The sequence below is a fragment of the Chitinophaga sp. RCC_12 genome, from assembly GCF_041360695.1.
In the GTDB taxonomy this organism is placed as follows: Bacteria; Bacteroidota; Bacteroidia; order Chitinophagales; family Chitinophagaceae; genus Chitinophaga.
Genome location: NZ_JBFUPS010000006.1, coordinates 1 through 23,891 on the forward strand (window position 1 = coordinate 1; position 23,891 = coordinate 23,891).

Genomic DNA, 23,891 nt, shown 5'->3' on the forward strand with positions numbered 1-23,891 from the left:
AAAAGTGATCAAATCAGCGTAATCAGTGTAATAAGTTTAATCCTGAGAAAGACAAACTACGCTCCAATCCGCAAATTATACCGGCTTTATGAAGGCTTCGCCATTACCTCGTATTCGCTTTGCACCTGCTTTGCACCCGGCGTATCCGTGCAGTGTACACGGAGGGGACGTGGAGGTGACGTGGACTTGATCTGGAAACAAGCTACCCTGCGGGGTTTCAGCTTACTCCGCTGCCCGGCTTTACACCTTCGGCGGGGTTTACGAAAATCAGCTTGCCATTGTCTTCCGCCATCAGGATCATGCCCTGGCTTTCAATTCCGCGCATTTTGCGGGGGGCCAGGTTGGCTACCAGGGTAACCTGTTTGCCTACAATGTCTTCCGGGTTGAAGTGCATAGCGATACCGGAAACGACGGTACGTTGTTCGGTACCTATGTCTACCAGCAATTTCAGTAATTTATCGGCTTTGGCTACTTTTTCCGCCTGCAAGATGGTTCCTACGCGCAAGTCCAGTTTAGCGAAATCGTCGTATTGAATTTCGGGCTTTGCCGGGGCGGGAGGCGCTTCTTCCACGGCGGGGGCAGCTGCTGCGGCGGCATCCATCGCCTGTTTTAAACCTGCATGGAGCTTTTCCACCTGAGCGGTTACCTGGTCGTTTTCCACCTGCTTGAATAACAGTTCCGGCGGACGCAGGGTATAGCCCACACTCAGCAGTTTGTCGCTGCCGGCGTTGTCCCATTCCAGCATACGGTCTACCACTTTCAGCATGTGGCAGATCTTTTTGGCGGTAAACGGCAGGAACGGATGCGAGAAGATCGCCAGGTTGGCCGTCATCTGCAATGCGATGTGCAGGCAAATGTCGATGCGACCCTGTAAAAATGCGATGTCCTTTTCCTCGTACTGCGGGTATTTGGCGTGTTGTTCTCCACTCTTCAGCTTTTCGAGTACGCTTGCCAGTATCCAGGGTTCATTTTTCTGGAGGTATTGATTGCCTTTCCGGGCAAATTCAATCACTTCAGACAGTGCTTCCCGGAAGCGGTATGTTTCGATGCTGGTTTCAATCTTCTCTTTTGCCAGGCCGAACTCTTTCAGCATTTCGGTATCTCCGTCGTTCATGAACTCAGGATGCAGTGAAGGTACTTTTCCACCGCACAACTTGTGCATCAGCACCATTGCGCGGTTGACGAAGTTGCCGAAAACGGCCACCAGTTCGCTGTTATTGCGATCCTGGAAATCCTTCCAGGTGAAGTCGTTGTCTTTTGTTTCCGGCGCGGTAGCGCAAAGTACATAACGGAGTACATCCTGCTGATCGGGGAAGTCCTCGATATAGTCGTTTACCCACACGGCCCAGTTACGGGAGGTGGATACTTTTTCCCCTTCAATATTCAGGAACTCGTTGGCGGGTACATTGTCCGGCAGTACAAATCCGCCGTGTGCCTTCAGCATGGCCGGGAAGATGATACAGTGGAAAACGATGTTATCCTTACCGATGAAGTGCACCAGTTTGGTATCGTCTTTACACCAGTAGTCCGCCCAGTTTTCGGTCAGCTCCTTTGTAGCGGAGATATAACCGATGGGTGCGTCGAACCATACGTACAATACTTTACCTTCCGCATCCGGCAGGGGTACTTTGATGCCCCAGTTGCTGTCGCGGGTCATGGCGCGGCTTTGCAGGCCACTATCCAGCCAGCTTTTACACTGACCGTATACGTTGTTCTTCCACTCTTTATGACCATCGATGATATATTCTTTCAGCCACGGTTCGTAGTTCTGTAGCGGCATGTACCAGTGTTTGGTTTTCTTTTTCACCAGTGGTGCATTGCTCAGGGCAGAATGTGGGTTGATCAGTTCATCCGGGCTCAGGGTTCTGCCACAGCGCTCGCATTGGTCGCCATAGGCTTTATCGTTACCACAATTAGGACAGGTTCCGATAATGTACCTGTCTGCCAGGAACATTTCTTTCTCCGGATCAAAAAACTGTTCGCTTTCTTTCTCTTCAAACAAGCCGTCGTTGTACATCTTCAGGAAAAAGTCCTGGGAAGTCTGGTGATGTATGGGAGCGCTGGTGCGGGCAAAAATATCGAAAGAGATACCCATAGCAGCAAAGCTGTCGCATATAATTTTATGGTATTTATCTACCACATCCTGCGGGCTCACGCCTTCCTTCATTGCTTTGATGGTGATGGGAACACCGTGTTCATCTGTGCCGCAAACAAATTTTACGTCTGCCTTTTTTGCACGTAAATAACGCACATAAATATCTGCAGGCAGGTAGCAACCGGCGAGGTGTCCGATGTGCACCGGGCCATTGGCATACGGTAATGCCGCAGTTATTAAATATCTATTAAATTTTGCCATATTCTCTTAAAGAATGCTTAAATAAACTTTAAATCAGTGATTGTTTTTGGAATCACCATAACAATTTATCACCTTAGTCAGCGAATAAAGAATGAATTTACGCTAACTAATCTGCAAAGGTAAACAAAAGGAACAATGGTAAAAATTCCGCCATATTTGAAAAAAGGTGATCTGATCGGAATTACCTGCCCCAGTAGCAAAATGGATCTGCAGGCAGCGGAGTATGCACGTGGCGTACTCATTTCCTGGGGTTACCGTGTACATCTCGGTATCACGGTAGGAACCAGCTTCCATAATTTCTCCGCGCCGGATGAACTGCGGCTGGAAGAGTTACAGGATATGCTGAACGATCCGGAAATAAAAGCGATTATATTTGGCCGTGGTGGCTACGGAATGGTGTGTATCATCGATAAACTGGATTTCACCCGTTTCCGGAAGCAGCCGAAATGGCTTTGCGGCTACAGCGATATTACCACGCTGCATGCGCATGTGCAGCGGCACTTTGGAATTGCCACGCTGCATTCCGTAATGTGCAGCGGTATTACCCCCGATACGTTTGATAATGAATATACAGAAAGCCTGGCAACAGCGCTGAGAGGGAAAGCTTACCGCTACTCTGCACCGGCGCATCCAATGAACAAGGAAGGCAAAACCACCGGGATACTGGTAGGCGGCAATTTATCTATCCTGGCCAACCTTTCCGGCACTTCGTCACAAATCAACACCAAAGGAAAAATCCTGCTGCTGGAAGATATCGGTGAATACCGGTATAACATCGACCGTATGATGTATAACCTTAAACGTGCCGGTTGGCTCGACAACCTCGCCGGACTGGTAGTGGGCGCCTTCACCGATGGCAAAGAAACGGATACGCCTTTCGGCCAGTCGGAGTATGAAATTATCAGCAATTTGGTTAAGGACTACGACTTCCCCGTTTGCTTTGGTTTCCCGAGCGGACACCAGACAGCCAACTACTCGCTCAAACTGGGTGTGAAGCACGAGTTGAAGATAGGCGCCAAAACCGTGCTTGCGGAGGTGTAGCGGATGGATCGGCGCGGATTTTGTCTTTCTCAGGATTACGCTGATTATACTGATTAGCTGGATTTTTACTTTTGGATTTTATAAAGGATTAAGGGAGATAAAAGCGAATATATCCGCTTCTATCTCCCTTAATTATTAATCTAAAAATCCAAAAAAATCCAAAAGTAAAAATCCAGCTAATCAGTATAATCAGCGTAATCCTGAGAAAGACAAAATCCGCGCCGAAGGCGGGGCAGCTTTCGCACTAGTCCTCCACGTCTGGAACGATCTCCAGGCCGTATTCTTCCGCGGAGAGCACGCCGGCGGCGCGGGTGCTTTCTATCAATGCCGTATCCGGTTGCAGGTCGTGAACCTGAGTTTGATTGTGGAGGTAGTCGATGCCATAGAATTTGCCGGCGATGCCCAGGGGAACACCAATCAGGTATTTCACTACTTCGCAAACGATTTGGGTGCCGAGGGCGCCGTGGGTAGCGCCAAGGGCGCCAGCATCGAAGTTGCGGTAGCCTTCCGTGAGCGGTAACGCACAACGGTAGGATGCTGAAGTGGTGCCATCCGGCATGGGCATATTAAACCCGGCGAACCAGGCCATCCAGTTATGTACTTCGCCGGTGATATAAGGTTTGTTGTGTACCAGGCAGGCATCGTTGATCACCAGGTGGGTGGGCAGATGCTGGGTACAATCTATCACGAGGTCGAATCCTACCAGCATCAGGTTGATGCTGTCGGGTTTTACCTGCATGAGGATGGGGTAATGTTTTGTATATGGGTTGACTGCCCAAAGGCGGCTGGCAGCCATTTTTGCTTTGTGTTTGCGGATGTCCTGCATCTGGTAGATGGGCTGGCGGTGCATGTCTTCATCATTGATCACGCCATAGTCGGCAATGCCGATTACGCCTACTCCGCTGGCGCTGAGGTATTGTACCACCGGGCTTCCGAGGCCGCCGGCGCCTACTACCAGTACGCGGGCTTCCTTGAGCTTTTCCTGCATGGTGATGCCCATGCCCGGCACGGCAATAGGATTTTTGAAATGTTGTATTTCTTTTTCGCTGAGTATCATATGCTTTATCCTTTATCCAGTTCCTGTGGAAATTCGAGGGTAAATTTGCTGCCTTTACCTACTACGCTTTCCACTTTAATTTTTCCTTTATGTGCGTCTACAATGGCCTTTACATACGTGAGTCCGAGTCCGAAGCCTTTTACGTTATGTACGTTGCCGGTATGTGCGCGGTAGAACTTTTCAAAGATACGTGAAATAGTATCGCGGCTCATACCGATACCGTTGTCTGCAATCACGATGAACAGGCTTTTGCGGGTATTGTAAGTTTGTATCCTTATCTCCAGCTGATCATTGGAATATTTGATGGCATTATCCATCAGGTTGAAGATGAGGTTGGAGAAGTGAACATCATCTGCCATAATGATGGGGTTGATGGCATCCAGCTGAAGATCTACCACGCCATTTTTGGTGGCCAGCTGCAACTGGAGGTTATCGGCGGTACTTTGAATAACGTTATGCACATCAGTCGGCTGGAGTTTCAGCGTTATTTCATCTTTCTCGAGGAGGGCGGATTGCAGGATGCTTTCCACCTGTTTGTTCATACGTTTATTTTCTTCTTTGATGATGCCGGAGAAATAGTGGATTTTTTCCGGTTTTGACATTACTTTCTCATTCCTGATCGCATCGATCGCCAGCGAAATAGTGGCCAGCGGTGTTTTCAGTTCATGGGTCATGTTATTGATGAAATCCGATTTTATTTCCGAGAGTTTTTTCTGATTGAGCAGGGTACGGATGGTGAGTGCAAATGCGGTGATGATGATCATGGTAAACAGGACACCTCCTGATATCATGATACCTAATTGTTTGGCCACCGAATCGTCGTTGGGCATGATGATATAAAGCTTTTCCGCCCGTGGATTAAAATCGTTGGATTCCGACAGGAGGATCACCTGTACGCGGTAGTCTTTCTTCTCTTTTATGCTGTCGGCTTCATTTTGCTGGAACATTTTTTCAAACCCGGCAGATTGCATCCGGATGGTACCGAATTCGGAGCCGGGAACAGTGCCGATGATGGCAAATTCGAAGCTGGAACTATCGAGGTGATTTTTCCTCATATTGTTCTGGATGCAACGTTTCACTTCCTGCACAGTAAAGAAGTCGCTCACGGAGGGAACGCTGTATTGGGGTACCCGGTTAATGTCGAGATTAAATCCCTTGGTAGCGGCTCCTTCTTTATTATCGAGCTTAAACATAATGGCAGCCTGGCGGCGGTACATCATATCATTATATACGTCCCTGGACATACTGACAGCGCGCTGAAAGAGCTGGTCCTGTTTGATATGCACGGCACTGATGATCCAGCTGACCTGGATATAAATGATTCCAAGCAGGGACAAAGTGATCAGGATAACGATGACGGGGAAAATCTTCTTCAGTGGTATCATGTAAGTTTTTGTCAGGCTTTAATTATCTCAAAGATAAGTGCGAAGAAATACTAAAATATGTTAAAAAAGATGTTTGCTATAGCAACTATGATACAAAATTCCAGACGGGATATTGCCTCTGTACTTATTCTCCGCAATACAACATCACTTTAACGTAATTTTAACTGGGTACTGCTGTTTTTATTAATGCTTCTTTCCTTACCTTTGCTTCAGAATCTTGGTACTAAATTTGATTAGTTCAGGATCATAACAAAGTAATTAAACTTTCTACATACATCGATGTGGATTCGTTCCATAAGCGATTTAGATTTTGGTTGATAAAATGGTAAGGAGGTTTTCTAGCCTCCTTTTTTTATTTTTCCTACTTTCCTCTCATTTTTCTTTTTACTTTACTATTCAATGATTTAGTTAAATTTGAACAGGCTATAAAATTGTTTGTCTATGGTAACTTTGTCGCCCGGCATTTTGCTGATAGCTGATCCATTTTTAAAAGATCCAAATTTTGCGCGCACGGTAGTACTCCTTTGTGAATACCAGGAAAAAGGCAGTTTTGGCTTTGTAATCAATAAGTTGTTTGATCAAACGCTTAGTGATCTTGTGCCCGAGGTATTGATAGGCAATGTCCCGGTGTACTATGGTGGTCCTGTACAGATGGATACCATTCACTTTGTGCACAGGCATCCGGAGCTGATCAGCGGGGGGCAGGAGATATTGCCTGGTGTGTTCTGGGGTGGCAGGTTTGACCAGGTAGTGGCTGCCATCAATAAGGGTTTACTGGAGCCCGACAAGGTTAAATTCTTTATTGGCTATTCCGGCTGGACAGAGGGGCAACTGGACGAAGAGGTAAAGGAGAAATCCTGGATCTTATCTGACACCGACACTTCACTGATATTTGAGCGCAGGGAGCAGCAAATATGGCAGCAATCCCTTAAAAATCTTGGCAGCACCTTTGCCATGATGGCAAATTATCCAATTGATCCTTCCTTAAATTAATGGTAATATTCTGAGACAGAAGGAGATGGGCTGTGCCCGGTATTTAAAGTGAAAAATGAACAGGATGAATGCTGTTTATTTAAAACAAATTAAATATCTTGCTAAAGTAATTGGGGAATCAAACCAGCTACATAGCCCGTTTTCAGGTAATTTAATAACCGATAAGATACACCTATGAAGGCAAAACCTATGAACATTTTGCTCCTTCTATAGACCGATACCAGCATTTACCTGATCACTAACCGATTATTATCAAAGGCATTCATTAGGTAATATAAACAGCCTTGATGAGGCTGTCTATTGATGTACATGTAGTTACTGCGGATATCTCGTATAGCCGTGCAGGTAATGTATTGTACATAATGAATAGGAGGAAATCCCGGTGGACAGTCCTGTCCTTAACCGGGTCATCTAAGATTGGAATAGTTAGGACAAAACGAAGGCCGGGTATTCTTACCCGGCCTGGTTATTTATATTTTAGCTGGTATGCTTTATTTTTCCACTGCTACAGCGCCTTCTACGAGTACGGTAGCCTTATTGCGCAACACTTCCACAAATCCGCCGCTGATGGTATAGAACTCGGCATGAGCTTTATCTTTCAGCACTTTCATTTTACCATTTCCGAGGGCTGCAATTAATGGCGCATGTTTATCCAGTATTTCAAAAGAACCGTCAATGCCCGGCAGTTGTACTCCGTACACTTCTCCGGCATATATTTTTCTTTCAGGTGTTAATACTTCTAATAGCATGTTATGATCGTAAATGGTGAAGGGTAATGATCCCGGCAAAACCGGGATCATTGACTTAATTAGTTATTCGCTGCTTCCAGTAATTTCTTACCTTTTTCAATAGCTGCTTCGATGTTACCTACCAGGTTGAAGGCTGCTTCAGGATACTCATCTACTTCACCGTCCATGATCATGTTAAAACCACGGATAGTTTCTTCGATTGGTACCAATACGCCTTTCAGACCGGTGAACTGTTCTGCTACGTGGAAAGGCTGGGACAGGAAACGTTGTACACGGCGTGCACGGGATACTGTCAGCTTATCTTCGTCGCTCAATTCATCCAGACCGAGGATGGCGATGATATCCTGGAGTTCTTTATAGCGTTGCAGGATCATTTTCACGCGCTGTGCACAGTTATAGTGAGCTTCACCCACGATAGACGGAGACAGGATACGGGAAGTAGAGTCCAGCGGGCTCACAGCCGGGTAGATACCGAGATCGGAGATCTTACGATCCAATACGGTGGTAGCATCCAGGTGGGAGAAGGTTGTTGCCGGAGCCGGATCCGTTAAGTCATCCGCAGGTACGTAAACGGCCTGTACGGAAGTGATGGAACCATTTTTAGTGGAGGTGATACGTTCCTGCATCAGACCCATTTCAGTAGCCAGTGTTGGCTGGTAACCCACCGCGGAAGGCATACGGCCCAACAGCGCGGATACTTCAGAACCTGCCTGGGTGAAACGGAAGATGTTATCTACGAAGAACAGGATGTCTTTACCACCACCTGCAGTGCCATCTCCATCACGGAAATATTCTGCCAGTGTTAAACCGGACAAGGCTACACGCGCACGTGCTCCGGGAGGTTCGTTCATCTGACCAAACACAAACGTAGCCTGTGATTGTTTCAGTAATTCTTTATCTACAGCGGTAACATCCCAGTCACCGTGTTCCATTGATTCTTTAAACTTGTCACCGTATTTAACGATGTTTGCTTCGATCATTTCACGCATCAGATCGTTCCCTTCACGGGTACGTTCACCAACACCGGCGAATACGGATAAACCTTCGTAACCTTTTGCGATGTTATTGATCAGTTCCTGGATCAATACAGTTTTACCCACACCGGCACCACCGAACAAACCGATTTTACCACCTTTTGCATAGGGTTCGATCAGGTCAATTACTTTAATACCAGTGAACAGTACTTCTGTTTCGGTAGCCAGATCTTCAAATTTAGGCGGCTCACGGTGAATAGGATAACCGTTTGAAGCATCGATATCACCTAAACCGTCAATCGCCTCACCTACCACATTGAACAAACGTCCTTTCACCTGGTCGCCAACCGGCATTTTAATAGGCGCGCCTTTATCAACTACAGCCATGCCACGAACCATACCGTCGGTGGAGTCCATTGCCACTGTACGAACACTGTCTTCACCCAGGTGCTGCTGTACTTCCAATACTACCTTCTGACCATTTTCGCGGGTAATTTCCAATGCGCTGTAGATTTCGGGCAATTTGTCATCAAAGTGCACGTCCACCACGGGACCGATAATTTGTTTGATCTTACCTGTGTTAGGCATATTTTTAAAGAGGTTTATAAAAATACTAAAATGTTACTGTTCCAAAAACCGCACACAATTGCATGCATACAGTTTCCAAAATTTGCCGCAAAGGTAAGAGTTAATGGGTGAAAATCAAAACGCTAACGATGAAAAAAAACCTTTTCCCACCGCATTTTTCGCCGATTTTATCATTAATAAAGTTTTATACCCCGGCAATGCAAAGCGGAGCCTATCAAATTATATATTTTCATTATTCATAAATAACGTGAAGCTACAGGCGCCATTCATATAAAAATAGCTTCCTTTTCTTAATTCCTTTACTATTTTTAAATCGCTATCCTGATATATACAATATATAAATATGATAAAGTCAAACAGTGAACAATCCCGCAGGTCATTCCTCGGCAACCTTTCCAAAGCAGGATTACTGGGCATCACCGGCATCGTACCGGCCGCCGCCAAAGCTGGCATCCTGTCAGCAACATCCACCACCACAAACGCTGAACACGCTTTTCTCTGCAAACCGTACCTCCAGTATCCCGGTCCGCATACCATTTCAGTGATGTGGCTCACCAGCCGCCCCTGCTACAGCTGGGTGGAATACGGAACAGACGGGCAGCTGGATAAAAAAGCCCACCGCGTTACAAACGGACTGGTAGACGCCAACAACCGCCTCCACCGCATAGAACTGGACCAACTGGAGCCGGGAAAAAAGTATAGCTATAAGGTATGCTCAAAAGACATTGTTTCCTTTGAACCGTATAAGCTGACCTATGGCGAAACCATAGAAAGCGCCACCTACACCTTCACCGCTCCTGATCCGAAGGCGAAAGAAGTGTCCTGGGTGATCATTAACGATATCCACGACCGGCCGGCTTCCATCCCACACCTGATGAAACTGAACGGCGATGATCCTTATGATTTCGTGTTTTTTAACGGGGATGTATTTGACTACCAGGCCGATGAGCAACAGATCATTGATCATATGCTCACTCCCTGCGGTGATACCTTTTCCACACAAACCCCGTTTATGTATGTAAGGGGAAACCACGAAACCCGTGGCAAATATGCCCGGGAATGGCACCAGTATTTTGACAACCCGGGCCACAACAACTATTTCACCTTTAATATAGGGCCGGTGTCAGCTATTGTGCTGGATACGGGAGAAGATAAAGAAGATGAGCATCCGGTATACGCAGGCATCGTTGACTTCGACGCCTACCGGGAACAGCAGGCCCGCTGGCTGGAGCAGCAACTGCAAAGCCCCGCCTTCCGGAAAGCGAAACATAAAGTAGTGATGATGCACATTCCGCACTACCATTCCGGCGAGTGGCATGGCGTAAAACATTGCCGCGAAATGTTTGGCGGCCTCTTTAACAAACACAAAATTGATATCCTCATTTGCGGCCATACCCACAAATACGGCGTGTATGCCCCGGCAAAAGGAGAGCATGAATACCCGCTTATCATTGGCGGCGGGCCAAAAGAAGGTAATCGTACCCTGATAAAGATAAAAGCCGATCAGCAGCAACTGGTATTAACCATGCTGAGAGACGACGGCACCAAAGTGGGTGAGTACACCGTGTAAGTACAAAATGGCGGAGTGGGGACTCCGCCATTTTATTTTAATTCTTTTTAGCAGACAGGATCCAGCCATTCACCAGCTCCCACAGCTTCAATAAAAACCAGGCGCTTCCTGCGGCAAAGAAAATGGCCACTACCAGCACTGCATAGTACTTGATAGTCCATTCCAGCGCCACTTTCACACGGGTAATAAAAGCAATGCCTTTAACCGCGGCGCCTTCATACATGGAAAACTGCACGGTACAAAATTCATTTTCTTCTGCGAAGTTGCCGAGTTCCACGCCCAGGCCCTGCAGTTCCTTTTCTACTTCATAGATCTGGTTATGCAGCTGGATAAAGTCTTCTATTTTGCCGTCTTTCTTTTTCAGTTCATTAAAATAAGCCAGTGAATTTTCCAGGGAAGCCTTTTGGGCATTGAGTTTACGGTATTCGCTTGTTTTATCTGTTTTGGTTATTTCGGTAGATTTTATTTCTCCGATCCCTTGTGTTGCCTGGTAAAATGAATCGAACTTTTGAGGCGAAACGCCTATCAGTAGCTGTATCTGGCGGTTCCCGCTGTTGCCGGATTGCTGCTCGTACTGTACAATGGCATCAAATTTTTTAATGGTGCCATGCAGCAGTTTTTCATCTTCCGAAAACTGTGATGATTTCGCCCGTACATTGGCTACTTTTTCATACTTCTGATTGCCGGACACCATATCCGGTGCATTGTTCTGCGGGTTAAAGGCTTTTATTTTTTCAGACGCATAATTTTTCTGTTGCCTCATTACGCCGGATAAAAAATCATTTTCACCGGATGCTTCCTGCTGGCGGCCTTTATAGAGGTAACCATACCCGATCCTGCAGAGGAACATCAATACAAAAATGGCTATAAATGTAAGGGCTATACGACGGAATTTCTGTTTAAAAGTAAGCATAGGGTTATTTATTGGTAAGTTGTTGTTTATATGTTTTCAACCATTTTGCCAGTCCCATGGCGGCAATGATGAGCAAAATAAAGTATTCTATTCCAAGAAACTTTACATCTTTCTGAAAATAAATATAGGTCGCTATTGCATCTACGGTTACCCATAGCAGCCAGTTTTCCCAGATCCTTTTAGCCAGCAGGATATTGGCGATCACACTTAAAACCGCCACCAGTGAGTCGGTGTAAGGCCATGCTGCAGGGTGTTCAAATACGCGCGGCCACCACAGGTGCAGCTGGCTGATAACATAGCCGGTAGCTGCCGACAACAGCAAGGCGGCGATTCCCAGCCACCAGCGATGACGGGGCTGCAATGCATACACGGGTTCATTTTCCGGTTGCTTCCTGTACCAGAAGAGCCATCCATAAACCCCGGTGGCAAAGAAGTATACCTGCAGGAACATATCTGCATACAATTGCAATTGCCAGAACAATACAAAGAAGCAACTCACGTTGACCAACCCCACCGGCCAGGTAAGGATATGATCCCTTGCGGCCAGCCATACGCATAACAAGCCGGTGACCGTGCCTATAAACTCCACATAACTGACCGGATATCCCAGTGTGGTAAAGAAAATATGATGAATACTGAAAAAGGAAGCCATCTTTGATTAAGTGAGCTGTTGCAATATTACAGGAATGTTTTATTATTCCGCATATGCTTCTGTTACCGGCTGTAATGCAAGCTCTTACAGCGGTTGCGAAATTGGAACCATTTTTGTCTAATGATATATATGACGCTGTAACTGCAGCAAAGCGTTATAAAAATTTTAACATAATCCTTTAACAATTTAAAATGATTCCGCCTTCTATACTTTATTCACAGACCATTAAAAAATGCTTGTCGATATAAACACAATTTTACGCAGCATTCATTACATCTCCAGAGTCTTACAAACAACAATACCTATCAGGACTAAAAAACAGGAGTTATGAACAGTTTATTAAAACACACAGGAATATTACTTTTATTTATAGGTTCATTCATCAGCAGTTGTGCATCAACGTATGCACCCCGATATGATGATCAATATGGCTCATCCTACTCCGGCGGACCGCAGGTGCAGGTGAGCGGATCGATTTCTTTTTATGATGAATTGAGCCCTTACGGCCGCTGGGTAAGTTACCCCGGATACGACAGGGTGTGGATCCCTAATGCGGGCCGTGATTTCAGACCTTACTATACAAACGGGCACTGGGTATACACCGACTACGGCTGGACCTGGGTATCTGATTACGCGTGGGGTTGGGCAGCCTTCCACTATGGTCGCTGGTTATACGACGATTTCCAGGGCTGGATGTGGGTACCGGGTTACGATTGGGGTCCGGCGTGGGTTAGCTGGAGAACCGGTGGCGACTATTATGGATGGGCGCCAATGAGTCCGCAGTATTCTTATAATGCACCGGCTGATTACTGGGCATTTGTACCAAGACAGTACATTAACAGTCCGCGGATCAACAACTACTACGTTAATAACAGCAGGAACGTTACTATCATTAACAATACTACTGTTATCAACAACACTAATAATTACGGAGGAAGAAGAGTATATACCGGTCCTAGTGCCAACGAAGTACAACGTTATTCCGGCCAGGCAGTACGACCAGTGAGAGTGGAAAATACCAACAGACCGGGAACCGGGGGAAGACTAGAGAATAACCAGTTGCGTATATACCGCCCGGATGCCGCAGCCATCCAGAGAGGACGTGAAGTAGACCGTACAAGACCGGTGCAGGCAGTAGATAATAATAACAACAACAATCGTCCGGGACGTGTTACACCGGGCAATACTACTCAACCGGGTAATAATAATAACAATGGTGGTAACCGGGTACGTCCCGGAGAAGCGAATCAGCCTGGAAATAACAATACCGGAAATATACCTCCATATAACAACGGAGGAAGAGTAAGGCAGGGAACTACTACCCAGCCGGCAAATCCGGCTAATAATGCGAATCCGGGTAATAACAATACCCCGGGTAACTTTAACAGGCCATCGAGAGTAACACCAGACAGAACTGCTGAACAACAGCAACAGCAAAGGATCCAGCAACAACAACAGCAACAGCAGTTACAGCAACAGCAGAGAGTTCAACAGCAGCAACAACAACAACAGCAACAGAGAGTACAGCGGGACCAACAGCAACAACAACAGAGGATTCAGCAACAACAACAACAGCAGCAACAGCAACAACAGCAAAGGGTACAAAGGGAGCAACAGCAACAACAGCAGAGGGCTCAGCAGCAACAACAACAGCAACAGCAGCAACAGCAACAAAGGGTTCAAAGGGAGCAACAGCAACAACAGCAGAGGGCACAGCAACAACAACAACAGCAACAGAGACAACAGCAACAACAGCAGCAGCAACAACAGCAAAGGATACAAAGGGAACAGCAACAGCAGCAACAACAACAGCAACGGCAACAGGAGCAACCCAGACAACAGGGGGAACGTCCTTCACGTGTAGGATAAACCTCTTTTGACATAACGAAAGTACGAATGATAACAGCGGCAAAGATGTTTGTGAGATTACATCATTAATGCCTTGTATATCATTCGTACTTTTTTTATTTGTTATAAACGTATTTATACAACTGTTCCTTTATATTTGGAAACATGGCAGCAGCGGGCGCTAGTCCTTTCTGCATCAGGCGCAGTTCCAGCGGCGGATAGTGCGGATGATACGGAGGCTGGTGATAGGATTCAGCAAACGCCTGGTAGCCCAGTCGCCCATAAAATTTAATTCTACGTATAGCCTGTTCCGTTACAGGCGGTTCCACTTCCAGTACAATTCTGTTCAGTTGCGCTTCCATCAGCTGCATTACCTGCGTACCGGCGCCTCCTCCCCTTGTGCGGGGATGAATAGCAAAATGTTCTATAAAGCTAAATTCAGGAAGGTTCCAGTAGAAAATAAATCCGGCAAAGGCGTCTTCGCGGTGAATATGCAATAGCTGCAGTTTCCGGGATGCGACCAGCTGCACCTGCTGGTTCCAGGGTCTTCTTTCCTCTTCGGGAAATGCTTCTTCATATAAATCCCTGGTCGCTTCATTGGCGATGGTGGTGGGTATTAGCCGGATCATGCGACGAAGTTACTGATTATCCTGTGCCGGTGGCGCCGGTGTATTTTTAACGGATGGTACGCATTCGAACGGATCGGGATTGCCGGCGGGGGCAGGTTTATCGGCAGCCCAGCAGAAGTTCATTGGCTGGCTGGTAATGCTGATCAGTTTTACGGCTACTTTGCTGCCTTTGCGGCTGTTGGAGGCTGCAATGCTGCGGGTACCTTTCTCCGGAATATTACTGATGGTATACCGTTCTGTTTTAAAAACTTCGTTATTGTTGCGCATGTAGGAAACGCTGACCACTACATTGTCCAGCGGGTATTCTGTTTGATTTCTTACAATAATATCCAGGTCTTTGATTCCTCCCAGCAGCCCGGTGCGGTAATCGCCGGCGGTAACGGCAATGAACTGTTGCCAGTTTCGCCGGTAATAGGCCCTGCGTTCAATAAACTGGCCGGCTACCCTTTGGCGGAGTTCCTGGTGGTCGGTGATTTGGCGGGAAACGGCCCCGGATTGATCCAGACTTTTACGCAGATCACGGTTTTCGTTCCACAGGCGTTGATTTTCGGACAGCACTTTGCGCACTTGCCGTTGTTGCTGACAATAGCCCAGGGTAAATACCACGATGAGCAACAGGAGTATGGCGGGATAAACATAAGTTCTTTTCATATCAGAGGAAAGAGAAAAAATAATGCCAATGCATTTTTATTACATTTGTACAAATGGTTTCAATGCAGCTGATTATTGTAAATAATGAACAAACCGTCCGGCAATTTATCGACGTGCATGTGAATTTAAATAAAAATGTACCTGGTTGGATAAGGCCGCTGGATAAAGATATTAATACTGTTTTCGATCCTGAAAAGAACAAGGCATTCCGTCATGGGGAGTGTATCAGATGGATTTTAAAAGATGACCAAGGCCGGTTAGCCGGCAGGATTGCGGCTTTTACTAACAAGAAATATAAGACAAAAGGAGATGAGTGCCTGGTAGGCGGTGTGGGTTTCTTTGATTGTATAGATCAGCAGGAAGCTGCCAACCTGCTTTTTGATACGGCCAAACAATGGCTGCAGGAAAAAGGTATGGGAGCGATGGATGGTCCTATCAATTTCGGGGAGCGCAATAACTGGTGGGGGTTGCTTACAGAAGGGTTTCATGAGCCATTATATTGCATGAACTTCAACCCTCCCTACTACATTCGTTTATTTGAGCAGTATGGTTTTCAACTTTTCTTCCACCAACTTTGTTATGGAATGAGGGTTAGTGACCAGCTGCTGCCGAAATTCTTTATCCGGCATGCAGCTATTGAAGCTGATCCGGCTTTCAGGGCAGTGCATATCCGGAAGAATGATCTGCCGCGGTTTGCCGAGGCATTCAGCATTGTGTACAACAAGGCATGGGCGCAGCACATGGGTGGAAAGGAAATGGGGAAAGCGCAGGTGCTGGCGCTGTTTAAGCAGATGAAGCCGTTGATGGACGAAAAGATAGCGTGGTTCGTTTATCACAACGACGATCCTATTGCCATCTGGCTGAATTTACCGGATCTGAACCAGTATATAAAACATATGAACGGGAAATTTGGCTTGTTACAAAAGCTGAAGTTCCTGTGGTTAAAGCAAACCGGTTACTGCAAAAAGATGGTGGGAATTATATTTGGTATAGTTCCTGAATTCCAGGGGAAGGGCGTGGATGCTTATATGATTGTAGAGGGGGCGAAATTAATTCAGAGCGGCATGTCTCATTATGAAGATTATGAAATGCAGTGGATTGGTGATTTTAATCCGAGAATGCAGAATGTGGCCGAGGGGCTTGGCGCTACGCCAACCCGCAAGCTAGCCACCTATCGCTATTTATTTGACCGCTCGGCTCCTTATAAGAGGCATCCGATCCTGTCATAAAAAATAATCCGCCGCAGCGGGGTATATACATCTCCCATATGAATATATGGGAGCATTGGGGGAGTATATAAGTTTATGAATATTATGTAACATTTAAATCTCTTTTGCTGTTACAATCGTATCTAACCTGATGTTTTGTTATGACCAACTTATACCCTGAGTGCCCTGATAACGCGGATCTGGCACTTATTCAGCCCACGTTACTATTCAGGCAACAGATAACGAAAGCCATCAGCTGCGTTGTGTTGTTCTTTATTCTCTACGTGGTACTGCTATTGGCAACCGTTGCGCTGGCTGTGGCCTGTGTGTCGGGAGGGATTATGTTATTCCGCGCTTATCCGGCCTGGAGCACCGGCATCATCGGACTCAGTTTCATTTTACTGGGTGGGATGGTATTGTTTTTTCTCATTAAATTTCTTTTCAACAAACGTTCTGCGGGTAACCCTTACCGTATGCAGATCTTCCGGGATCATCATCCCCGTTTATTTGATTTTATTACGCAGCTGGTGAAGGACACGCGCATCAGTTTTCCGAAGAAAGTATTTATTGTGCCGGACATGCATACTACGGTATTCTATCATTCCAGTTTTCTGAGTTTATTCTGGCCGGTGGGGAAAAACCTCGAAATAGGTTTAGGGTTAATTAACAGTGTAAACGTGAGTGAATTTAAGATGTTGCTGGCGTATGAGTTTGCACATTTCTCGCAGCGTAGTATGAAACTGGGCAGCTACATCTATGCGTTGAATAAGATGTTGTATAATATGCTGTATGAAAATGAACGGTGGGATGAAATAGAGGCCCGCTGGAGCAGTGGCAGTAGCCTGTTAAGTTTCTTTGCGCATATTACCACGAGGATACTGAACGGAATGCAGTATGTATTGCGGAAGATATATGCGATCATTAACCGGCAATACCTGGAATTAAGCAGGGAGATGGAATATCATGCAGACACGGTAGCTGTGAGTCTTACCAGTACAGAAACGGCTATCAGCGGTTTACGGCGGCTGGAAATGGGCGGATACTGCCTGGATCATTGTTTTCATAAAGTACCGGATCTTGCAGAAAGAACGCTGCGGTTTGCCAATATTTTTACGGCGCAGCGGGCCATGATCCGTTACTATGCTTCACAGAACCATCTCGCAGTGGATGCTGCCGGGTTACCGGTTATCACCGACAATTATTTTCATACCTTTCTGAAGAGCCGGGTGCAGCTGCGCGAGCAGTGGACTTCGCATCTTTCCAGGGAAGCGCGGGAGGCGCATTATTTAGCGGCGAATGTTTCCTGTAAGCCGGTCAGCCTGAGTGCCTGGAACCTGTTTAATGAGCCGGAAAATGTGCAGCAGCACATGACTTCGCGGATATATAATTTCACGGTACATAACAGTGACGAAACATTTACGGAGATCACTCCTGCCGCCTACATTGAAGAGCTTTCGCAACGGCACCGGTTATACGAATATCCGAAAGCATTTAATGATTACTATGATAACCGGCCGTTCTGCGGTATTAGCGAGGAGTTTACCCGGCTGTTGCCACCGGAGGAAATAACAGCCGGCAGTTTGCAGGCGCTTTATCATCCTGATATTATTATGAGGATGCGGGCTTTTTACCGTGACCGTCAGGATGCGGAAACGTTGCAGGCTATCAGCAGCGGGCAGTTTCAGACCAGTTATTTTGAATTTGACGGACAAAAATACAGTGCGGCGCGGGCAAAGCAGCTGGCCCGGATGTTATCTGCCCAGGTTACCTCCGAAGAGGCGTGGCTGCAGTGGCATGATCAGCAGGCCTTCCGGTATCATTATACCGTTGCCATGCAGCAAAGTCCGGCTAAGGCGGCCCTGCTTAAAGAAAAATACACCCAGATCCTGCAGTATCAGCAAACCGGCCAACAGTTGAATGAGCAGGTGATCCGGATCATTCATTGTATCAGCCTGTTGTTTAATTCCGGCGAACAGGATATGGAATCGCTGCCGGCGCTTTTTGATGAGCTGTCGGCCGAGTGCTGGGGTTTCCGGATGATGACGGAAAATATTCAGCAGGGTGCGTTGTTCGGGAGTTTTCCGGAAAGCATGGAGGAAAAGCTGAAAAGATTCAGGGAGCATGATTGCACTTTTATGCAGGATATGATCCCCGACTATGTGGCTATCCAGGAGTTACATGAAATCAGTTCAGCGATGATGGAACATTTCAACAACGGAATCATATTATTAAAAAAATCATATCTGGAATTTATTTTAACCTTAGAACCGGGAGCGTACCCCGTTTGAAGCGCTGTTCCTGTTGTGCATTTTTCTCTTACTGAATTTGTGCGTATTTTCGGCGCTCGCGAAAGCGTAGCAGTCATATGGAGAATTTTATCGTATCAGCCCGTAAATACCGTCCACAGAACTTTTCAACTGTAGTAGGACAGGCACATATTACCACCACTCTCAAAAATGCCATCCGCAATAACCAGCTGGCGCATGCCTTCCTGTTTTGCGGGCCTCGCGGAGTAGGGAAAACCACGTGTGCGCGTATCCTGGCCAAAACCATTAACTGCGAAAATCTGCAGCCGGATGGGGAAGCCTGTAATGAGTGTCATTCCTGCAAGTCGTTTAATGAGGGCAGTTCCTTCAACATTCATGAGCTGGATGCTGCTTCCAACAACTCGGTAGATGATATCCGTACCCTGGTGGAGCAGGTGCGTTTTGCGCCACAGGCGGGAAAATACAAGATCTACATAATAGATGAGGTACACATGCTTAGTTCCTCAGCTTTCAATGCTTTCCTGAAAACCCTGGAGGAGCCGCCATCCTATGCGATTTTTATCCTGGCCACTACGGAGAAGCATAAAATATTACCAACGATCCTGAGCCGTTGCCAGATCTTCGACTTCAAACGTATTACCATACAGGACACGGTAGACCATTTGCAGGAGATATGTAACAAGGAGCATATCCAGGCTGAAACAGATGCCCTGCACCTGGTAGCGCAGAAAACAGATGGCTGTATGCGTGATTCCCTGAGTACGCTGGATAAGATTGTGAGCTTTACGAGCGGGCATCTTACTTACCAGAATACGCTGGAGCACCTGAACATTCTTGATTACGATTATTTTTTCCGGGTAATGGCGTCTGTGCTTCAACAGGACGTAGCCAATGCCCTGCTGATATTTGACGAAATTTTACAGAAAGGTTTTGAAGGGGATAATTTCCTGAACGGATGGGCGGAATTTTTGCGTAACCTGCTGTTATGTAAAGAAGACAAGGCCCTTCACCTGGTGGAGGTTTCCGGTAACCTGAAAGAACGATATAAACAGTTGTCGGGCCAGGTGAGTCCTGCTTACCTGATCACTGCCCTTCACCTGTTGAATGAAACGGAGATCAACTACCGCATGGCGCGTAACAAGCGGTTGCATGTGGAGATGGCGCTGATCAAGCTATGTTTTCTGCAACAGGCAGTAACCCTGGTCAGTGATGACAGTAACGGGGAAGTGTCAAAAAAAAAGCTGGTAGCTGATGGTTCTCCCCCGCAGAAGTTGCGGGCCCCTGTGGCCCAGCCGGTAACTGCTAAAACCATTACCGGGAATCCGGCTACTACGGAGAGTATCGGCATGGTGCCGGGACCACGTTTAACGGTAGATACGCCGGTTCAGCCTGCTCCGCAGCAAACGGCTCCTGTGACAGCAGCGGCCCCTGCTGCACCTGCACCGGCTTTCGTTGCTCCTGCACAGTCGATACCTTCCAATGGACATACCGCCGCTACCCGCGAACCGGCAACGGCGCCTGTGGCCAGTCAGCCGGTAACCAGCCCTGCATCTGCAACAACCGCCGCTGCCCCGGCCAGCAAACTAACAGGGCTGGCTGCCATGAAAGAAGCGATGGCTGCCAAACAGCAGGGAACTACCCATGTGCAGTCGACCCCGCTTACGATGGGAGCGATCCATGTGTACTGGGACGAATTTATTGATCTGTACCGGCAGGCCAACAAAATGACGGTGGTAAGCAATTTGCAGCTGGCACAACTGAAACTGCTGGGCACTACGGAGGTGGGGATTGTGAGCCGGAACATCGTACAATTCCGGTTTATGGAAGAAGAAAAGCTGGTGATTGCTGAGTTTCTGAAGAAGAAATTTAACAATCCGGCCATTGTGCTCACCCTGCAGCTGGATGAGAGTCAGCAGACCCAGGACATAGGTCCGGCGCCGCTTTCCAGCCGGGAGCAATTCCAGCAGATGGCGGAAAAATACCCGCTGGTGAAAGAGTTGAAAGACCGGCTGAACATGGAGTTAGACTTCTAGCGTGATTGCGCTGATTAAATATTAACGATAGACAGACATTTTTAAACAGTTTACAATTCCTTCTTTGCGTTTTTGCGCAAAAACATGTAGGTTTGAACAAAATTTTGAATAAAGCACTATGGCAGAAGTTATCAGAATGCCCCTTTTGAGTGATACGATGACGGAAGGGGTGATTGCGGAATGGCATAAAAAGGTGGGCGATACAGTAAAGGCAGACGATGTAATTGCTGAAGTGGAAACGGATAAAGCCACTATGGAAGTGATGGGTTACGTAGAAGGAACCCTCCTTTATATAGGTGTTGAAAAAGGCAAGGCAGCAAAGGTAAACGGAATCATTGCCATTGTAGGTAAACCCGGAGAAGATTACACTTCCCTGCTGGAAGGTGAAGGCAAAACAGCTGCTGCTGCCCCGGCGCCCGCCGCTAATGCTGCACCTGTTGCTAATGCTGCTGCTCCTGCACCACAGGCTGCTCCCGCTGCTGCTGCACCGGCTGATGACGCTGCATTAAAAGAAGCGCTGAAAAATGCTACTGTTATCCGTATGCCGCTCCTGAGCGATACCATGACAGAAGGTAAAATAGTTGCCTGGAATAAAAAGGTAGGCGACGTTGTGAAGAATGACGATGTACTGGCTGAAGTGGAAACGGATAAAGCGACCATGGAAGTAATGGGTTATGCCGACGGTACCTTATTATATATAGGTGTAAAGGAAGGCGAAGCGGCCAAAATAAACGGCATTATCGCCATTGTGGGCAAACAGGGTACTAATGTAGATGCGATCCTGGCTGCTGAAGGCGCTGCCCCGGCAGCATCAGCTCCATCCGTACCTGCTGCTGCCCCATCACAGAATGGCACTACTGCTGCTCCTGCGGCAACTCCGGCGCCTGCTGCTACAACCACCGGCACCGATGGCCGTGTGAAAGCATCTCCGCTGGCTAAGAAGCTGGCAGAGGAAAAGGGCATCGATATCAGCCAGGTTCCTGGTTCAGGTGACGGTGGCCGTATTATCAAAAAAGACGTAGATAGCTATGTTCCGGCAGCCAAGGCGGCTCCGGCAGCACAAAGCGGCGCAGCACCTGCTGCCCCGGCGTTTGTACCTGCCGGCCAGGAAGGCTTCACAGATATTCCGCTGACCAAAATGCGCCAGGTAATTGCCAGACGCCTCAGCGAAAGCAAATTTAGCGCTCCTCACTTCTACCTGAAAATAGATGTGAATATGGATAAGGCGATAGAAGCGCGCAAATCCATCAACGAAATTTCCCCGGTTAAGATTTCCTTCAACGATATGGTGATCAAGGCTTCTGCCATGGCACTGCGTCAGCATCCGGCAGTGAATAGCAGCTGGATGGGCGAGTTTATCCGTCAGAACCAGCATATACACATCGGTTCTGCGGTGGCTATTGAAGAAGGTTTGATTGTACCGGTGATCCGCTTTGCAGATCAGAAAACACTGAGCCAGATTGCTACTGATGCGAAAGGGCTGTACGACAAAGCCAAAAACAAAAAGCTGCAACCACAGGAATTCAGCGGCAATACCTTCAGTATCTCTAACCTGGGTATGCTGGGTATCGACGAATTCACAGCGATCATCAATCCACCGGATTCAGCGATCCTGGCGGTAGGTAATATCACTGAAACTGCAGTGGTGGAGAAAGGCCAGATAAAAACAGCCAATATCATGAAACTGACCCTGAGCTGCGATCACAGAAGTGTGGACGGAGCGGTAGGCGCGCGTTTCCTGGCTACCCTGAAAGGGTTCCTGGAAAACCCGGTAACCATGCTGGTATAAACTAATTGTAATAGCTATACGAAAAGGCGAAGTATATACTTCGCCTTTTTTTGTGCCCATAAGACGGCTGTATGCCCCGTCATTCACCGGTAAAATGTTTCATTAGCTTTTGAAAGTTCAAAAACTTGATATACATTTGACCTTGTAAATTGTCAAACGCTATAAAATAATAACCTACATGAATTTAGTGGAAGCAAAGGCGCAGTTTATTCAAACCTGGGGCTCATTAGGTGCCCAGTGGGGTATTAACCGTACAATGGCCCAGATTCACGCTTTACTGCTGGTAATGCCCGACCCGTTGAGTGCCGATGATATCATGGAGGAACTGAACATTTCCCGTGGAAATACCAATATGAATGTGCGGGAACTCATTAACTGGGGGTTGGTGGAACGTATCCTCATCCCGGGAGAAAGAAAAGAATTTTTTGTAGCAGAGAAAGATATCTGGAAGGTGGCTACGTATATCGCACGCGAAAGAAAGAAGCGCGAACTGGACCCTATCATGAAAGTGCTGTTACAGCTGCAACAGGCGGAAGGTGATCCCAAGGATAAGGAAATGAAAGCTTTTAAGGATTCTATCTCCAATATCACCAAGTTTGCCCAACAAACGGATAAGACGATCAGTGCATTTATTAAATCGGAAGAAAACTGGTTCTACAGCAGCCTGATAAAACTCATTAAGTAATTTTTTTTGGGCCATACTTTCATTTATTTCTGAAAGTTCCAAACAAATGAAAAAGAAAGATGAAGCTATATTATATAGTAGATGGCATTGTTCAGGGGCTCCTGACCGTTATTTGTGCAATTAATATTACGCATCTTTTTGTTTTCTCCCGCTTTTCCCTGCCGCCGTACCTTATTTTTATTCTCCTCGCCTGGCAATTCTCTGCAGGTGTTATCAATTTTACACTAAGGAAAACAGCTCCTGATGACAGGATGCTACGAAGACTCCAGTGCGTACTGTTCTCTATTATAGGAACCTTATTTCTCCTGGTACACGGAAACAACTTAGGGGTATTCAGATCTATCGATTTTTTCAATATTTACGGATGGCTGGTTTACGCCAGTTTTTATATTGTGCTGCCGGCGCTGATATTGTCTGTAACGGCGTTAACTATACGGAGATGTATTGTTACTCTCCGTAGCAGGGCTACTTCCACCCCGGTTTAACTTCATTTTATGCAAAAT

General features: G+C 46.8%; 19 protein-coding genes. 10 read left to right on the forward strand and 9 right to left on the reverse strand.

Translation table 11 applies throughout. The features are described from left to right. Positions 1-217: 217 nt before the first annotated feature. Positions 218-2,356: a methionine--tRNA ligase gene (gene metG, locus AB6805_RS18365; protein ID WP_370910906.1), complete on the reverse strand. Its 2,139-nt coding sequence runs from the start codon at positions 2,354-2,356 to the stop codon at positions 218-220. Positions 2,357-2,512: 156 nt separating this feature from the next. Here metG and AB6805_RS18370 point away from each other — a divergent pair, with 156 nt between their 5' ends. Continuing rightward, entirely contained in the window at positions 2,513-3,397 is an 885-nt protein-coding gene (locus tag AB6805_RS18370) for an LD-carboxypeptidase (RefSeq protein ID WP_370910907.1), read from the forward strand. A gap of 244 nt (positions 3,398-3,641) precedes the next feature. Here AB6805_RS18370 and AB6805_RS18375 read toward each other — a convergent pair whose 3' ends face one another. Both AB6805_RS18375 and AB6805_RS18380 read right to left on the reverse strand, forming a co-directional pair. Next, entirely contained in the window at positions 3,642-4,454 is an 813-nt protein-coding gene (locus AB6805_RS18375) for a ThiF family adenylyltransferase (RefSeq protein WP_370910908.1), read from the reverse strand. A gap of 5 nt (positions 4,455-4,459) precedes the next feature. Beyond that, on the reverse strand, positions 4,460-5,839 hold the full coding sequence (locus tag AB6805_RS18380; RefSeq protein WP_370910909.1) for a sensor histidine kinase: 1,380 nt from the start codon (positions 5,837-5,839) through the stop codon (positions 4,460-4,462). Positions 5,840-6,280: 441 nt separating this feature from the next. Here AB6805_RS18380 and AB6805_RS18385 point away from each other — a divergent pair, with 441 nt between their 5' ends. Further along, the gene (locus tag AB6805_RS18385; RefSeq protein ID WP_370910910.1) at positions 6,281-6,832 is read left to right on the forward strand and encodes a YqgE/AlgH family protein; all 552 of its coding nucleotides are present in this window, start codon (positions 6,281-6,283) and stop codon (positions 6,830-6,832) included. 491 nt (positions 6,833-7,323) lie between these two features. Here the strand turns inward: AB6805_RS18385 and atpC are convergent, their stop codons facing one another. Continuing rightward, positions 7,324-7,581 (reverse strand): ATP synthase F1 subunit epsilon, encoded by a 258-nt coding sequence (gene atpC / locus AB6805_RS18390; protein ID WP_079469459.1) that lies wholly within the window; start codon positions 7,579-7,581, stop codon positions 7,324-7,326. A 59-nt stretch (positions 7,582-7,640) separates the two neighbouring features. Next, entirely contained in the window at positions 7,641-9,143 is a 1,503-nt protein-coding gene (gene atpD / locus AB6805_RS18395) for a F0F1 ATP synthase subunit beta (protein ID WP_370910911.1), read from the reverse strand. Positions 9,144-9,486: 343 nt separating this feature from the next. Between atpD and AB6805_RS18400 the strand changes: the two genes are divergently transcribed. Further along, a complete protein-coding gene (locus AB6805_RS18400) occupies positions 9,487-10,713 on the forward strand; it encodes a metallophosphoesterase (protein ID WP_370910912.1) in 1,227 nt (408 codons plus the stop codon). Positions 10,714-10,750: 37 nt separating this feature from the next. On the opposite strand, the gene AB6805_RS18405 is transcribed toward AB6805_RS18400, so the two are convergent. Then, positions 10,751-11,626 (reverse strand): DUF4349 domain-containing protein, encoded by an 876-nt coding sequence (locus AB6805_RS18405; protein ID WP_370910913.1) that lies wholly within the window; start codon positions 11,624-11,626, stop codon positions 10,751-10,753. Positions 11,627-11,630: 4 nt separating this feature from the next. Next, complete coding sequence (gene pnuC, locus AB6805_RS18410) at positions 11,631-12,278, reverse strand: nicotinamide riboside transporter PnuC (RefSeq protein ID WP_370910914.1); 648 nt, start codon at positions 12,276-12,278, stop codon at positions 11,631-11,633. A gap of 327 nt (positions 12,279-12,605) precedes the next feature. Between pnuC and AB6805_RS18415 the strand changes: the two genes are divergently transcribed. Continuing rightward, the gene (locus AB6805_RS18415; RefSeq protein ID WP_370910915.1) at positions 12,606-14,147 is read left to right on the forward strand and encodes a DUF6600 domain-containing protein; all 1,542 of its coding nucleotides are present in this window, start codon (positions 12,606-12,608) and stop codon (positions 14,145-14,147) included. Positions 14,148-14,242: 95 nt separating this feature from the next. On the opposite strand, the gene AB6805_RS18420 is transcribed toward AB6805_RS18415, so the two are convergent. Next, positions 14,243-14,755 carry a GNAT family N-acetyltransferase gene (locus AB6805_RS18420; protein ID WP_370910916.1) on the reverse strand — a complete coding sequence of 171 codons (513 nt, stop codon included), beginning with the start codon at positions 14,753-14,755 and terminating at the stop codon, positions 14,243-14,245. Between the two features lie 9 nt (positions 14,756-14,764). Further along, complete coding sequence (locus AB6805_RS18425; protein WP_370910917.1) at positions 14,765-15,406, reverse strand: hypothetical protein; 642 nt, start codon at positions 15,404-15,406, stop codon at positions 14,765-14,767. 62 nt (positions 15,407-15,468) lie between these two features. Here AB6805_RS18425 and AB6805_RS18430 point away from each other — a divergent pair, with 62 nt between their 5' ends. The 6 genes from AB6805_RS18430 to AB6805_RS18455 all read left to right on the forward strand — a co-directional run bounded on the left by AB6805_RS18430 (position 15,469) and on the right by AB6805_RS18455 (position 23,873). Beyond that, complete coding sequence (locus AB6805_RS18430; RefSeq protein WP_370910918.1) at positions 15,469-16,635, forward strand: hypothetical protein; 1,167 nt, start codon at positions 15,469-15,471, stop codon at positions 16,633-16,635. Positions 16,636-16,775: 140 nt separating this feature from the next. Continuing rightward, entirely contained in the window at positions 16,776-18,902 is a 2,127-nt protein-coding gene (locus tag AB6805_RS18435; RefSeq protein WP_370910919.1) for a M48 family metallopeptidase, read from the forward strand. Positions 18,903-18,979: 77 nt separating this feature from the next. After that, on the forward strand, positions 18,980-20,914 hold the full coding sequence (locus tag AB6805_RS18440; RefSeq protein ID WP_370910920.1) for a DNA polymerase III subunit gamma/tau: 1,935 nt from the start codon (positions 18,980-18,982) through the stop codon (positions 20,912-20,914). Between the two features lie 118 nt (positions 20,915-21,032). Continuing rightward, positions 21,033-22,703 (forward strand): pyruvate dehydrogenase complex dihydrolipoamide acetyltransferase, encoded by a 1,671-nt coding sequence (locus tag AB6805_RS18445; protein WP_370910921.1) that lies wholly within the window; start codon positions 21,033-21,035, stop codon positions 22,701-22,703. 178 nt (positions 22,704-22,881) lie between these two features. After that, positions 22,882-23,388, forward strand: a complete 507-nt coding sequence (locus AB6805_RS18450) for a GbsR/MarR family transcriptional regulator (protein WP_079469472.1) — start codon at positions 22,882-22,884, stop codon at positions 23,386-23,388. 59 nt (positions 23,389-23,447) lie between these two features. Then, the gene (locus tag AB6805_RS18455) at positions 23,448-23,873 is read left to right on the forward strand and encodes a hypothetical protein (RefSeq protein WP_370910922.1); all 426 of its coding nucleotides are present in this window, start codon (positions 23,448-23,450) and stop codon (positions 23,871-23,873) included. Positions 23,874-23,891: the final 18 nt, after the last annotated feature.